The sequence below is a fragment of the Streptomyces sannanensis genome, assembly GCF_039536205.1.
Lineage (GTDB): Bacteria > Actinomycetota > Actinomycetes > Streptomycetales > Streptomycetaceae > Streptomyces > Streptomyces sannanensis.
In genome coordinates, this window is the sequence record NZ_BAAAYL010000001.1 from 356,077 (window position 1) to 370,281 (window position 14,205).

Consider the following 14,205-nt stretch of genomic DNA (forward strand, 5'->3'; position numbering starts at 1 on the left):
GCCTCGGCGGGTATGTTCGCTGCGGCGTGTGCGGAGTTGTCGGCCCCGGAGGCGGCGGTGATGACGCACGGGCAGTTGGAGGATTTGCTGGGGGCGAGGATGCGCGAGGTCACCCGGCAGTTGTTCCAGGACCACCTGACCCTGCGGGCCAGCAACGAGGTGCGTCGGCAGGATGTCGTGGACGCCGCCGGTGTCGGGCGCTCGAGGATCGAGCGAGGCCGGCGCCGGTTGATGGCCACGGTGTTCGGCAAGGTCACTGTGGTCCGGATCGCCTATCGCGGCACTGGTGTGGGGGACCTGCACCCGGCCGACGCGGTGCTGAACCTTCCGGACGGAATGCACTCGCACGGGCTGGCCAGGCTCGCCGCGATCGAGTCCGCCCGCGGCAGCTTCGCCGACGCCTGCGAGCGGATCAACGCCCACACCGGCTCCGGCATCGGGCACCGGCAGGTCCAGGAACTCGCCATCGGCGCCGCGGCGGACATCGACGCCTTCTACGACTCCCTCGTACCGGCTCCCTGCACCGACACCACGCCACTGGTCTTGTCGGTCGACGGCAAGGGCGTGGTCATAAGACCCGAAGCCCTGCGCGCGGACACCGCCAAGGCCGCGGCCGCCAAGGGCGGCAACGCAATGAAGACCCGGCTGGCGTCCGGGGAGAAACACGGCAGGAAACGGATGGCCACCCTGGGAGCCGTCTACGATGCCGAACCCGCGCCGCGCACGGTCGACGACATCATCGCCGACCCAGACCAGCAGGACGACGCCGTCCACGGCAGGGCGCTTGAGCGTCGCCAGGGGCCGAAGGCCCGGTCGAAGTGGTTGTGCGGCTCGGTGAACGACACCGCCGCGCAGGTGGTGGCCGCCGTGTTCGACCAGGCAGAGCACCGCGACCCCGGCCACCGCCGTCCCTGGGTCGTCCTGGTCGACGGGGCCCGCCATCAGATCGACCTCATCAAGGCCGAAGCACAACAGCGCGGCGTGGACGTCCACGTCATCGTCGACCTCATCCACGTACTCGAATACCTGTGGCGAGCGGCCTGGTGCCTGCACGACATCGGCGATGCCTCCGCCGAGAGCTGGGTCGCCCGTCACGCCCGCGTCCTGCTGGCCGGTGGCGTGCAGCAGACCGCCGCCGTACTCGAGACGGCCGCCCGCGCCGCCGGACTGCACGGCGCCCAGCGCAAGGGCATCGACGAGGCCGTGAACTACCTCACCGGCAAGGCCGAGCATCTGCGCTACGACACCGCCCTGGAACACGGCTGGCCAATCGCCACCGGGATCATCGAGGGAGCATGCCGACACCTGGTCAAAGACCGCCTGGACATCACCGGCGCCCGGTGGGGCCTGGCCGGTGCTGAAGCCGTGCTCAAGCTGCGTGCCGTCCGCGCGAACGGCGACTTCGACGCCTACTGGGCCTGGCACCAGCAACAGGAGCTCATCCGCAACCACCAGACGCGCTACCGCGACCAGGTCATACCCGCCGCCTGATCGACAGCACCCTCAGAAGATCTGCACCCCACGTATGCCCAGCTTTCGGCCGGGTTCGGCGTCGGGATCACGACCGCCGGGTCGTGGGCGGGCGGGGCTGATGGGCTGATCAGGTCCACAGGCGGCAGCCGACCGCTGTCCACAAGGCGGTGAAGGCGTTTTGCCAGGGCCAGCGTTCGGGCAGGTGGAAGGTCAGGGTGCGGGCTCCGGTGGCCAACCGGGATGGGATGGCCAGGAGTTGGCGGCGGATGGTGCCGGTCCGCGCCTTCGCGTGGAATGGAACTGTCGGGCGGCGAGGCCCAACGGATCAAGCTGGCCACCGAGCTGCAGCGCACCCGCCGCGGCCACACGCTCTACCTCCTCGACGAGCCCACGACCGGGCTGCACCCGGCCGACGTCGAAGTCCTGATGCGCCAGCTGCACGGCCTGGTCGACGCAGGCCACTCGGTCGTGGTCGTCGAACACGACATGGACGTGGTCACGGACGCGGACTGGGTGATCGACCTGGGCCCGGGCGGTGGCGACGCGGGAGGCCGGATCGTCGCATCCGGCACGCCGGCCGAGGTCGCCCGCGCGGAGGGCAACCGTATGGCGCGCTACCTTGCGGCGGCACTCGGTTGATGCCCTTCGGCCGGTGTCCTCAAGCGCCGGACGGGCTGGAAGGTAACACCCTCGTCAGGGCGACCGCGGCCCGGTTGTGCCCACCCTCCCCTGGACTTCGTCCGAGGGCCGGGGCGGCCGGCCGGAGGGGCTGCGAGCGAAGGACCTGGCTGCTCGATTGGGCCTGGAGCTGGTGCCGGCGAAGGTGGAGGGTGTACGGGTGAAGGCGAAGCGGCTGGTGGTGCGGGGCCGGCCGCACGCGGCTGCCGACGATTGTCAGCAGCCGCGTGCAGCAGACTTGGCGAGTTGTCAGCTGGTTCGGTTCACGGGAGCTGTCGGATGGCGAAGGAGTCGTAGACCGCCCATGATCCGCCGGTTGTGGTGATGGTGACGGTGTTGTCGCCGGCCTTGAGGTTGGCGGCGGGCAGGGTCACGTTCAGCGTGGACGGCTTGGTGTTATTGGCCGATGTGGCGCCACCGCCGCCGCCGGCCGCGGTCTGGACGTTGCTCAGCTCGGCGCCATTGAGTCCGATCGCGAGCGCGGGCGGGGCAGTGGGGTGGGTGTCCTGCAGCCAGGCGGTGAACGTCAGATCGCTGCTCGGCGCAGTGGCGAGATTGAAGTTCAACGTGAACGTGTGCGGCTTGCTCCCGGCCCAGGAGTCGCGAGGCCCGGGCTGGATGTAACTCCAAGCGGTGGCCGGGTTACTCACACCCGCAGTGAAGGTGACGTCATTGGGGAACGTCGACGGATAGGCGCTGTATCGATTCGGGGCCAGCGCGAACTCATGACTGCTGGCATCGGTCTCCCCGGCCATCATGATCGGCTTGCCGACGCTCGCCGGCACGGTGCTGCTCGCGGGGAACTCCCCGTCGACGGACAGCGTGACCGTCGCGTGACCGAAGGCGTCCTGGGGTGGGGTGAGGGAGAACGTGACGGTCTTGGACTCCCACGCATTCAGGGTGACGGGCTGCGGCGCGCTCGCCGTCCACCCGGACGGCACGTCCGCCTGAACCGTAACGTCCGTGCCGGCGGCCGTATTATTGGCGACGTTCACCCGGACAGATGTGGAGTGCCCGGCGACCAGATCCAGGCCTGCGGGAGTAGCTGCGATGGCATCGACCGGGTTGTACCCGACGCGGATCGTGCTGGTGTCCTCGTCAGTGCTCTTCGCGTTCTTGAAGGTGGCCTGCGCGGACAGTGCCGGGTCACCGGGCTTTGCGTCCGCGGGGGCGGTGACCGTCCAGGTGGTCTTCACCGACTGGCCGGGCTCGAGCGCGGTGACCTTGGCGGGCGAGGTGGCTTCAGCCGTCCAGCCGTTGGGCACGGTGAGGTTGACGGAGGCCTGCGACAGCGCCATGGGGCTGACGTCGTTGGTGTAGGTGGTGGTCACCGTGGCGGTGGAACCGGGCTTGACGAACGTGGGCGCGTCGACCGTGAGCGAGTGCTCCGCGTTGTAGCCGGGCACGATCCACTTCTGGCTGGTCGTGCCGTCGCAGTCCCGGAGCTCCGCCGGGGTTCCGTTGGCGATGTCCGCGCCGGGGACGGTCAGGCAGCGGCCCGATGCCGGGTTGAGCAGGGAACCATTGGTCTTGGGGTGCCAGGTCTGCGCGGGGGTGCCGTCGCAGTCGGCGAGTCCGGTCTTCCCGTCCGCGGTGGCGGTCACGCACTGGTCGGCGTTGCGGATCGTGCCGTCCCCGTGCCTGACCCACTGCTGGTCGGCAGCGGATTCACAGTGCCACAGACCGAGCTCGCCCGGCTTCGCCGGGTCGGTCCGGTGGTTCTCCAGGCATCGCCCGGCCATACCCTGCAGGCGCTCGGTCTGCGACAGATCGAACGCGTCAGTGATCGTCGCGACGTCCGGGTCGGCCGTGTGGTTGATGTGGTCCAGGCCGTACATGTCCAGCAGCGTCTTCGTCACGTTGTAGTGGTTGATGCGCTCGCTGTACTCGCCGGCCTTGACCATCGGCCCGACCATGATCGTCGGGATGCGGTTGACCGGGGTGAAGTTGTCCTCGTCCCAGGTCAGCACGAACATGCTGTTGTGCGTCTTGGCCCACTGGATGTACGAGTCGAAGGTCTTCTTGACCCAGGCGTCGCCCTGCGCGAGGGTCCCGTCATGCATGCTCTGATCGCCGTTGCCCACGACAAAGGAGACGGTGGGCAGCTTTTCGAACCCCTCCGGCGTGGTCGGGAACTGCTCCAGCCGCTTGTCCATCGGGTTCAGGTTGGCCGCGGTACCCGGCGTGGTCTTGAAGCGAAACCACTGCGTGGGCTTGGCCTGGTTGGCGTGGTTCGCGAAGGTGTACCCGTGGGTCACCAGCTGGTTGGCCAGGTTGTCGGTGTCGACGGACGACGGCGCGGGATGGGTGTTGGTCTTCACGATGTCCGAGGCGGACAGCAGCGCGTAGTAGTTGGGCAGGCTCGGGTGCTGGAGGCCGTACGAGTCGGTGAACGACGCACCCTGGGCTTCCAGGGACTTGATGTACGGCACCTGGTCCTGGGGCCTGGTGGACGGGTTCTTGAGGATGTCGTCGTAGCCCTTGTTCTCCATCATCACCATGACCACATGGTCAGGCTTGGGAACCTCGGGAGGGGCCACGACCACCGCAGGCGCGGCGGCCGAAGGCGCGGCGTCCGGAGTCTCCGCGGCCGCGGAAACGGCCCCCGGAAGGGCGATACATGCCAGCAGGGCCGAGGCAATCAGGCCTCGGGTGCTTGGGCGCGCTATGCGCATGCTGGTTCTTCCTTGTTAGGGCGACAGCACACGCGCCGGCATCGCGGCGAAGAGCACCGCAAAGGCAAACGGTGACGTTTCCGTTGTGCTGTCGCAGCCATTCATGGCAGCCAGCAGCCTAGGTATGTTCACTTCCGCCGCTTCAAACCAAAGGTGAACTTCTCAAATACAGCCGGAAGTATGGGTCACCGATACCGATCCGAACGCTGCCCAGCAGACTCAAAACCTGGAGTCACCCCCGGACGATCGCATTCCGGGCGACTGAGCCGGTGGGCGGAAGCGGCCAGGCCCCAGGCCGCCCGCGGGTGACATGTTGCGGCGGACCGACGCCAACGAGCTGACGATGAATGACATCAATCCTGTTGACATCCTCGCCCCCGTGAACGAGGGCGATTCCCGCCTACCGGGCCGTTGAAGGCTGTGGTGTCGGGTGGGTTCCCGCTTCGCTGCGCGGTGCCTGGACGAGTCCCGGTCTTACCTGCGCTCCACGGGCTGTCACGGCCAGTCCGGCCGCCTTGGCGATGTTGACCGCCGCGTTGATGTCCCGGTCCAGGACCGCCCCGCAGGCCCCGCACGTCCACACGCGGACGTGAAGGGGCTTGGGGCCGTCCTTCACGCCGCACTGCGAGCAGACCTGGGAGGTGGGCTCGAAGCGGCCGATCCTGATGAAGGTGCGCCCGTATCGGGCGGCCTTGTACTCCAGCATGGTCACGAACGCCGACCATCCGGCGTCGTGCACGGACTTGGCCAGACGCGTGCGGGCCAGCCCCTTCACCGCCAGGTCCTCCACAGCGACCGCTTGGTTCTCACGGATCAGCTGTGTGGAGAGCCGGTGGTGGAACTCGCGCCGTGCGTCCGCGACACGGGCGTGTGCCCGTGCGACGCGCATCCTGGCCTTGTCCCGGTTCTTCGAGCCCTTCTCCTTGCGGGAGAGAGCACGCTGCGCCTTCTTCAGGCGCTTCTCGGCCCGGCGCAGGAAGCGCGGAGAGTCGACCTTGGTCCCGTCGGAGAGGACCGCGAAGTGCCCCAGCCCAAGATCGATGCCCACCTCGGGCGTCGTCTCCGGCAGCACCTCTTCCGGGCCGGTCTCCACCACGAAGGAGGCGAAATACCGGCCCGCGCTGTCCTTGACCACGGTCACCGTGGACGGGGTCGAGGGCAGTGTCCGCGACCACTTCACCTTCAGGTCGCCGATCTTCGGCAGGCGCAGCTTCCGCCCCGACGTGATGGACCAGCGGGCGTTCGCGGTGAACCGCACCGCCTGCCGGGTGTCCTTCCGTGACTTGTACCGGGGTGCGCCCATGCGGGGGCGCTTGCCCTTCAGGCCGTCGAAGAAGTTCCGGTACGCGGCATCCAGGTCCCGCAGGGACTGCTGCAGTACGACAGCGGAGACCTCGCCGAGCCAGGCCCGTTCCGGGGTGTTCTTCGCCTCGGTGATGAGCTGCTTGGACAGGTCGCCGGCCTTCGGGAACGGCAGCCCCTCGCTGCGGGCGGTCTCCCGAGCGCGAAGCGCGTCGTTGTAGACCACCCGCGCACACCCGAACGCCCTCGCCAGCGCCGTGCGCTGACCGGCACTCGGGTACAGCCGGAAGCTGTACCGAAGCTGCACACCGATCACGCTACACAGTTGGCTGATGGGTATCGATGAGAACATTCATACAGGCCGTCACTGTATCTTTCGGCTTCACGTCCATTTGGTTTTCATGACCGAGTACCGGCACTTTCGTCTTCGCCGACCGGCACCTGACACGGTGCGAGGAGATCAGGCGGAGCGTGTGCAAGGATTTCGAGGCCGAGCTGGTCGAGTTCAACGACGAGGCCCACCACATCCACCTGCTCGTGAACTTCCCGCCGGAGGTTGCCGTTTCCAGGCCGGTGAACTCCCTCAAGGGCGTCTCCTCACGCAGGCCCCGCCAGGAGTTCCCCAACCTCATCCGCCACTACCGGCGGGCACAGCGCCTGTGGTCCGGGTCCTACTTCGCCAGGTCCGTCGACGGCGCGCCCCTCAGCATCGTGATACATCGAGCAGCAGAACCGGCCGCTCCGACCCGGGCTGAGGCCAACAGTGCAGACCCGTGTACACAGCTGGGGTCAGAGCAGTTCTCAGATTCGCTTCACCACCGGGCTGAAGCCCGGTGCACTGCGAATAAACCCGGTAGCCGACCAGACCACAGCGCCACGGACACGCCGGCCTCCGCGCGCTGCATGCTCCTGGCCCACCATGAGCGACAGTTTCACCATGTCCCGCCCCCTCCTGTGCCGTTCCGTCAGCTCCGGGCGGGAAATCCCTGGCCTTCCCGCCCACTGCTCAACTCCATCCGCCCGCAACAGCACCCGATGCTGGCAGACCCCGGCGATCCTCGGTCCCGCCTGTGCGCCCGCCCGCATACGAAGGTGTCCGCGTGGCTGGAGGGCCGGGGCGGGCGCCCGGAAGCGCACTGCCACCGCGAGATGCTCGACCAATGCCGCGAAGTTAAACGCTCGGCGGCGATGTCAAGGGTGGGCGAGATGTGGAAGGGGCCTCTGCTATCCAGGGGATCGACCAAGATCTTCCTGAGAGAGGCCCATGGCCCAGTTTGTCACGGGAGGAATGACGTGTTCGCGCCTGATCATATCGGTGAGTTAACGCAGGTCATCCCGCCCGAGTTGGTGGATGCGGTATTGGACGAGAGCGGGCCTCGCGAGCGACGGCTTCGGAGCCTCCCCTCTCGCGTTGGGGTGTACTTCGTGCTCGCGCTCGGACTGTTCGAGCATCTGGGGACCGGACTGGTGTGGGGCAAACTCGCAGCCGGACTAGGCGCCCGGGTGCCGCAGCCCTCGGAGAAGGCACTTCGCGATCTGCGTCGGCGGGTCGGGGCTACTGGGCCCGCAACGGCCGACTCATCCGCACCGCGCCGAACACCTACAAGCTCGCCCTCCCTGACGCCTTGACGCCACCACCGAATCCTTAACTTCGCGGCATTGGATGCTCAACGCCGTGCGCTACCTGATCGACAACGGAGCGAAGTGGCGCAACCTTCCGGCGGACTACCCGTACTGTCGGGCGGTGTACGACTTCTTCCGCCGCTGGCGCCGACACGGATACGTGCGCGAGCTCTACCAGCGCCTGCGCCGCCTGCAGCGCACTCGCCAAGGGGGCGGGAGGAGCCGAGCGCGGGGGTCATCGACGCGCAGTCCGTGGACGGCCCGGAAACCTGCCCGGCCTCAACACGCGGCTATGACGGCGGCAAGATGCGCGACGGGCGCAAGCGCCACATCCTGACCAACAGCGGCGGCCTGCTGCTGGAGGTCACCGTCACGGCGGGCAACGTGCACGACTCCCAGGCCCCGGTGCGTGGAGCGTGTTCCCCGTGGATGGAGGAGCCGGAGGACTTCGTTTCCGTCCCGGCCTCGTGTCGCGGCACCGTACGCGCGCATCCACGTTACGAAGACCAGCCACCCGGGATCAGCCCAGCATTGCGCCGGGTCAGGTGACGGTAAGGCCTCTCATCAGCGGTCAGACGGTGCTCCGGGGCACGGTGACACCACCCCCCAGGTCATGCCTTCGACAGGGGGCAACAACCATGCCTGGCCCGGAGGCCAGGAGCCCCGTTTCAGGGCCACGAAAAAGGTAACTGGGCGCGCAACCTCAGGGACGCCAACCGGACCGAAGCATTGCGGTTCAGTTCACCCTACGTCTTCTTGACCAGGGCATATGCCTCTATAAATTTGGCGAGCCACTGCCCACCGCACATCAGGAGTAATCCATGCCCAGCTGGAGTCCGCCCCGGCGCGGCTTCACCGTCTTGTTGACCGCCGTCGACTGGGCCACCATTTCCGCCGACCCGTGGGCCGGACTCGGGGGCCCCGACCAGGCGGTCGGCGCGGTGCTGGTGGGCACGTCGAAGCCCGCCGTCCAGGCCGCGCCCGCGTCCGGCATACCCGCCATCTGGGCCGGGTGACCATGTACGTCAGTGAGAGCCGCGGCAGCACTCCCGCAGCGACCACGCCGACCGCCCGGGGCCTTTTCCCCGGGCGGTCGGCTGTGCCGACGACTGTGCTCGTGCTCGGCACGGTCAGTCTCGTCACCGACATCTCGTCGGAGATGGTCACCGCCGTCCTACCGCTGTACCTGGTCGCCGGACTGGGCCTTTCCCCGCTCGGTTTCGGTCTGCTCGACGGGGTCTACAACGGATTCAGCGCGCTCGTCCGGCTGGTCGGCGGGCACCTTGCCGACCGCGGCGGCCGCCACAAAACGGTCGCCGCCCTCGGGTACGGCCTGTCCGCGATCTCCAAGCCGCTGCTGCTGGCCGCGCACACGCTGCCGCTGATCGGCGCGGTGCTGGCGATGGACCGCACCGGCAAGGGTCTGCGCACCGCGCCCCGCGACGCGCTGATCTCACTGTCCTCGCCGCCGGAGACCCGCGGCCGGGCGTTCGGCGTGCACCGGGCGATGGACACCACCGGTGCCCTGCTCGGGCCGCTGGTCGCGTTCCTGATTCTTCGTCAGGCACCCGAGGGCTACAACGTGGTGTTCACGGTCAGCTTCTGCGTGGCGGCCCTGGCCGTGATCGTGCTGCTGTTGTTCGTGCCCTCGCGCGCCCCGGAGCTGGGCGCCACGCCGGCGTCCGCCGCGGAACGCCCGTCGCTGCGCGCCGCCGTCGCCCTGCTCGGCCGCCGCGAGCTGCGCCGCCTGATGCTGTGCGCGGTGGTGCTGAGCCTGGCCACGGTCAGCGACTCGTTCATCTACCTGCTGCTGCAGCGGCAGCTCGGGGTGCCCGACCGCTGGATCGCGCTGCTGCCGCTGGGCACGGCCGTGGCGTTCCTTCTGCTGGCGGTGCCGCTGGGCCGGTGGGCGGACCGGGTAGGCCGCTGGCGGGTATTCATCGGCGGCCACCTCGCGCTGCTCGCGGCGTACGGGCTGCTGCTCACACATGTGCAGTCCGGGTGGCTGCCGTACGCGGTCCTCGCGTTGCACGGCGCCTTCTACGCCGCCACTGACGGTGTGCTCATGGCCGCCGCGGCCGGTTCCGTACCGGCCGTCCTGCGGTCCAGCGGCCTCGCCCTGGTGCAGACCGGCCAGGCCGCGGCACGCTTCGTCGGCTCGATCGCCTTCGGCGCGGCCTGGACGGCGTGGGGCGACCGTTCCGCGCTCATCGGTGCGGCGCTCGCGCTCGCGCTGAGCCTGGTGTTGTCGATACGACTGCGCCCGGCGGCCGAGCATTCAGCGGCCGAAGGTTCGGCAGAGGAAAAGGGAGTGACGGGCAGTGACTGACCAGGAGACGAGGCACCGGATGACCAAGGCGCCCCGAACGGCCCCGGCGGCCGACGCGATGACCAACCGCAACAAGCTGCTGGTGCTCCTCGCCAGCGTCCTGGTCCTCGCGAGCGTGGCCGGGGTGGTCGGGTGGTCATACCAGGCGGACCGCAAGGACCATGTCCAGGCAGGCAAGCCCGCGGCCGGCGCCGGCACGGTGTCGCTCGCGCCCGGCGGCCCCCCTCGGATCGTCTTCCGCTCGCTGGAGTATGGGCCGCACCGCGACGAGTTGAGCAGCGTCCCGGCGGACGCGCCCGACGGACCGCGCACCTACTCCGGAGTGAAGTGCATGCGCTTCTACGCGGCCGCTGGCACCGGGATCTGCCTGCAGTCTGAGATGGGAGCGTACAGCGAAACCTACACTGCGCTCGTCCTGGACTCGAGCCTGCAGGAGACCCGGCGGATACCTCTGGCCGGAATTCCCAACCGGGCCCGGGTTTCGCCCAGCGGGCACATGGCCGCCTGGACGGTCTTCGTCGGGGGTGACGGTTACGCACAAAAGACCTTCTCCACCCGCACGTCGATCCTCGACACCCGCACGGGCGCCCTCCAGCCCAGCCTGGAGGAATACGCCGTCACCAAGGATGGGAAGCCTTTTCACCCCGCCGACGCCAACTTCTGGGGCGTCACGTTCATCGACGACGAGCACTTCTACGCCACGCTCGGCTCCGGCGGCAAGACGTACCTGATCCACGGCGACGTCACCACCAAGACGGCCACCACGCTCCGCACCAACCTCGAGTGTCCCTCACTGTCCCCCGACGGAACGAAGATCGCCTTCAAGAAGCGCGTCCCAGGCCTGCCCGAGAACCTCCCCTGGCGGCTGTACGTCCTGGACCTCAAAACGATGCAAGAGCACCCGGTCGCGGAAACCCGCAGCCTCGACGACCAGGTGGCCTGGTCGGACGACAACAACCTGGTCTACTCGCTCCCCGACTACGACGCCCATCTCTACACCGTCCCGGCCGATGGCTCGGGCGCTCCTCGGGTCCTGGCGCGCGAGGCCCTGTCGCCGGCCTGGGTCCGCTGATTTTGGGTCTCGTTGGGGAAGTGGCCACAGGCCTGGGCGGCTCGCCGGCAGCGGGCGTTCAGGCTCTCGATCGCGTTGGTCCTGAACGTTCCTCCCCGCCGAGCTTCCGCTCGGCCGCGACGGTAAAGGAAGGCGAGCACTACGAGGCCGCGCTGCGCGGTCACATCCAGGGCACGGAGGAGCAGGTCGTCGTGGAGCCGGCGAGCCTGATCGGCGAGAGCGGGGCCGACGTGGTGCTGGTCACCACCAGTACGTACGACCGTGAGGCGCTGCTGGACTCCTTCCGGCGGCCGGCCCGCGTGGCGGGCCTGGCCGGCCCGGCCTCGTAGAATCGAGCGAATGCACAGCCCCCACGACCCCTATGTACGTGTCCGCGGCGCCCGTGAGCACAATCTGCGCGGCGTCGACGTGGACATCCCGCGTGACGCGCTCACCATCTTCACCGGGGTCTCCGGGTCCGGGAAGTCCTCCCTCGCCTTCGGAACGATCTACGCGGAGGCACAGCGCCGCTACTTCGAGTCCGTCGCCCCGTACGCCCGCCGGCTGATCCACCAGGTGGGCGCCCCGAAGGTCGGCGAGATCACCGGGCTGCCGCCCGCGGTCTCACTGGAGCAGCGCCGTTCCACGCCCACCTCGCGCTCCTCGGTCGGCACGGTCACCACGCTCTCCAATTCGCTGCGCATGCTCTTCTCCCGGGCGGGCGACTACCCCGAGGGCGCCGAGCGGCTGGACTCCGACGCCTTCTCGCCGAACACGGCGGCCGGCGCCTGCCCCGAGTGCCACGGTCTCGGCCGGACCCACCGCACCAGCGAGGAGCTCCTCGTCCCCGACCCGTCCCTGTCGATCCGCGAGGGGGCGATCGCGGCCTGGCCCGGAGCCTGGCAGGGCAAGAACCTGCGGGACGTACTGGAAGCGCTCGGCCACGACATCGACCGGCCCTGGCGCGAACTGGACGAGAAGGACCGCGACTGGATCCTCTTCACCGAGGAGCAGCCGGTGGTCACCGTGCACCCGGTCCGGGACGCGGACCGCATCCAGCGCCCCTACCAGGGCACCTACATAAGCGCGCACCGCTATGTCATGCGCACCTTCTCGGACAGCAAAAGCAACACCCTGCGGGCACGCGCAGAGCGCTTCCTCACCAGCGTGGAGTGCCCGGCCTGCCACGGCAGCAGGCTGCGGCCCGAGGCCCTGGCCGTCACCTTCGCGGGCCGTACGATCGCCGAGCTGGCGGCGCTGCCACTGGACCGGCTGGCCGAGGTGCTCGACAGGACCGGCGGTGACGAGGCCGCGCGGGTCCTGACGGCCGATCTGCTGACCCGTATCGCCACCGTCACCGAACTCGGGCTCGGCTACCTCAGCCTGGACCGCACCGCGCCCACCCTCTCCTCCGGGGAGCTGCAGCGGCTCCGGCTGGCGACGCAGCTGCGCTCCGGTCTCTTCGGTGTCGTGTACGTGCTGGACGAGCCGTCCGCGGGACTGCACCCGGCCGACACCGAGGCGCTGCTCGCGGTGCTGGACCGGCTGAAGGCGGCGGGCAACTCGGTGTTCGTGGTGGAGCACCATCTGGACGTGATGCGGCACGCGGACTGGCTGGTCGACGTGGGCCCGCGGGCGGGTGAGCACGGCGGCCGGGTGCTGCACAGCGGTCCGCCGGCCGAGCTCGCGGAGGTCGCGGAGTCGGCGACCCGCCGCTTCCTCTTCGGCCACGAGCCAGGGCCGGCCCGGCCGGTGCGGGCCCCCTCCGGGTGGCTCGCACTCACCGGTGTCACCCGCAACAACCTGCGCGGTCTGGACGCCGCATTCCCCCTCGGGGTGTTCACCGCGGTGACGGGTGTCTCCGGTTCCGGAAAGTCCACCCTGGTCGGGCAGGTGCTCGCCGGTGTCCTGACCGAACGCCTCGGCGCGGACGGCGTCAGCTCGGTCACCGGTACCGGTGCTGTGAAACGCCTTGTCCAGGTGGACCAGAAGCCCATCGGTCGTACGCCGCGGTCCAATCTCGCGACGTACACCGGACTCTTCGACGTCGTACGCAAGATCTTCACCGGCACCGCGGAGGCCAGGGCCCGCGGCTACAAGGCGGGCCGGTTCTCCTTCAACGTCCCCGGCGGGCGCTGCGAGACCTGCCAGGGCGAGGGCTTCGTCTCCGTCGAGCTGCTGTTCCTGCCCAGTACGTACGCCGCGTGCCCGGACTGCGAGGGTGCCCGCTACAACCAGGAGACCCTCGAGGTGCGCCACGAGGGCCTGAACATCGCGGAGGTCCTGGACCTGACGGTCGAGGCGGCCGCGGACTTCTTCGCGGGCACCCCGGCGGCCGTACGCAGCCTGAGCGCGCTCCAGGACGTCGGGCTCGGCTATCTGCGGCTCGGGCAGCCGGCCACGGAACTGTCGGGCGGCGAGGCCCAACGGATCAAGCTGGCCACCGAGCTGCAGCGCACCCGCCGCGGCCACACCGTCTATCTTCTCGACGAGCCGACCACCGGGCTGCATCCCGCCGACGTCGAGGTCCTGATGCGCCAGCTGCACAGCCTGGTCGACGCGGGCCACTCGGTGGTGGTCGTCGAGCACGACATGGACGTGGTCGCGGGCGCGGACTGGGTGATCGACCTGGGCCCGGGAGGCGGCGACGCGGGCGGCCGCATAGTGGCGGCCGGCACACCGGCCGAGGTCGCCCGCGCGGAGGGCAGCCGTACGGCGCGCTACCTTGCGGCGGCGCTCGGTTGATATCCCCAAGCCCCCGGACCGCCCTTCTGGCGGTGTCCTCAAGTGCCGGAGAGGCTTGTTTGGGCGCGGCCCGGTGGGCACCTCCCAGCGCGGTGGCTGGAGGCGGAACGGCTGTCCACCCCGCGGCGTGTGAAGGGGGCCGTGCAGGGGGTGCCGTCCGGGCCGTAAAACGTGATGTGTGACGCGCGAACATGCCCGTTGATCAATACGGATCACGAGATCGCGCGGCGTAAATCATGCCCGGCCCGGACGGTATCCCCGGAGCGGCACCCGATAACCGGCAGCAACCCACGAGCCCGTCCGGCGCTTGAGGACGGACACACCGGCCA

The 14,205-nt window shown here is 69.2% G+C and carries 10 protein-coding genes and 5 pseudogenes; 11 read left to right on the forward strand and 4 right to left on the reverse strand.

All coding sequences use genetic code 11. The features are described 5' to 3' along the window. Positions 1 to 12: 12 nt before the first annotated feature. Positions 13 to 1,491, forward strand: a complete 1,479-nt coding sequence (locus ABD858_RS01690) for an ISKra4 family transposase (RefSeq protein WP_425586129.1) — start codon at positions 13 to 15, stop codon at positions 1,489 to 1,491. Positions 1,492 to 1,600: 109 nt separating this feature from the next. On the opposite strand, the pseudogene ABD858_RS01695 reads toward ABD858_RS01690, so the two are convergent. Continuing rightward, positions 1,601 to 1,768: pseudogene (locus tag ABD858_RS01695) on the reverse strand (IS1380 family transposase); the annotation flags it as partial. Here ABD858_RS01695 and ABD858_RS01700 point away from each other — a divergent pair. Next, a pseudogene (locus ABD858_RS01700) lies at positions 1,768 to 2,112 on the forward strand (ABC transporter); the annotation flags it as partial. The pseudogenes ABD858_RS01695 and ABD858_RS01700 sit on opposite strands and share 1 nt — an antisense overlap. Positions 2,113 to 2,414: 302 nt before the next feature. Here ABD858_RS01700 and ABD858_RS01710 read toward each other — a convergent pair. Continuing rightward, positions 2,415 to 4,652, reverse strand: a complete 2,238-nt coding sequence (locus ABD858_RS01710) for an alkaline phosphatase family protein (RefSeq protein WP_345034004.1) — start codon at positions 4,650 to 4,652, stop codon at positions 2,415 to 2,417. A 574-nt stretch (positions 4,653 to 5,226) separates the two neighbouring features. Continuing rightward, entirely contained in the window at positions 5,227 to 6,435 is a 1,209-nt protein-coding gene (locus tag ABD858_RS01715; RefSeq protein ID WP_345034006.1) for an RNA-guided endonuclease InsQ/TnpB family protein, read from the reverse strand. Between the two features lie 25 nt (positions 6,436 to 6,460). On the opposite strand from ABD858_RS01715, the pseudogene tnpA reads away from it, so the two are divergent. The 7 genes and pseudogenes from tnpA to ABD858_RS01745 all read left to right on the forward strand — a co-directional run. Next, positions 6,461 to 6,842, forward strand: a pseudogene (gene tnpA / locus ABD858_RS01720) (IS200/IS605 family transposase); the annotation flags it as partial. A gap of 531 nt (positions 6,843 to 7,373) precedes the next feature. Beyond that, a pseudogene (locus ABD858_RS01725) lies at positions 7,374 to 7,682 on the forward strand (transposase domain-containing protein); the annotation flags it as partial. A 109-nt stretch (positions 7,683 to 7,791) separates the two neighbouring features. Further along, entirely contained in the window at positions 7,792 to 8,088 is a 297-nt protein-coding gene (locus tag ABD858_RS36680; protein WP_425586130.1) for a transposase, read from the forward strand. After that, positions 8,004 to 8,300, forward strand: a complete 297-nt coding sequence (locus tag ABD858_RS01730) for a transposase (RefSeq protein ID WP_425586131.1) — start codon at positions 8,004 to 8,006, stop codon at positions 8,298 to 8,300. Before ABD858_RS36680 ends, ABD858_RS01730 begins: the two co-directional genes overlap by 85 nt. 272 nt (positions 8,301 to 8,572) lie before the next feature. Then, on the forward strand, positions 8,573 to 8,767 hold the full coding sequence (locus ABD858_RS01735; RefSeq protein WP_345034007.1) for a hypothetical protein: 195 nt from the start codon (positions 8,573 to 8,575) through the stop codon (positions 8,765 to 8,767). A gap of 2 nt (positions 8,768 to 8,769) precedes the next feature. Further along, the gene (locus ABD858_RS01740; protein WP_345044201.1) at positions 8,770 to 10,080 is read left to right on the forward strand and encodes an MFS transporter; all 1,311 of its coding nucleotides are present in this window, start codon (positions 8,770 to 8,772) and stop codon (positions 10,078 to 10,080) included. A gap of 58 nt (positions 10,081 to 10,138) precedes the next feature. Then, positions 10,139 to 11,152 carry a TolB family protein gene (locus tag ABD858_RS01745; protein ID WP_345044204.1) on the forward strand — a complete coding sequence of 338 codons (1,014 nt, stop codon included), beginning with the start codon at positions 10,139 to 10,141 and terminating at the stop codon, positions 11,150 to 11,152. Here ABD858_RS01745 and ABD858_RS36685 read toward each other — a convergent pair. Continuing rightward, positions 11,143 to 11,232: pseudogene (locus ABD858_RS36685) on the reverse strand (transposase); the annotation flags it as partial. The gene ABD858_RS01745 and the pseudogene ABD858_RS36685 overlap by 10 nt on opposite strands. A gap of 111 nt (positions 11,233 to 11,343) precedes the next feature. On the opposite strand from ABD858_RS36685, the gene ABD858_RS01750 reads away from it, so the two are divergent. Together ABD858_RS01750 and uvrA are read left to right on the forward strand one after the other, a co-directional pair. After that, complete coding sequence (locus ABD858_RS01750) at positions 11,344 to 11,481, forward strand: hypothetical protein (protein ID WP_425586132.1); 138 nt, start codon at positions 11,344 to 11,346, stop codon at positions 11,479 to 11,481. A gap of 10 nt (positions 11,482 to 11,491) precedes the next feature. After that, positions 11,492 to 13,876, forward strand: a complete 2,385-nt coding sequence (gene uvrA, locus ABD858_RS01755) for an excinuclease ABC subunit UvrA (protein WP_345034010.1) — start codon at positions 11,492 to 11,494, stop codon at positions 13,874 to 13,876. Positions 13,877 to 14,205: the final 329 nt, after the last annotated feature.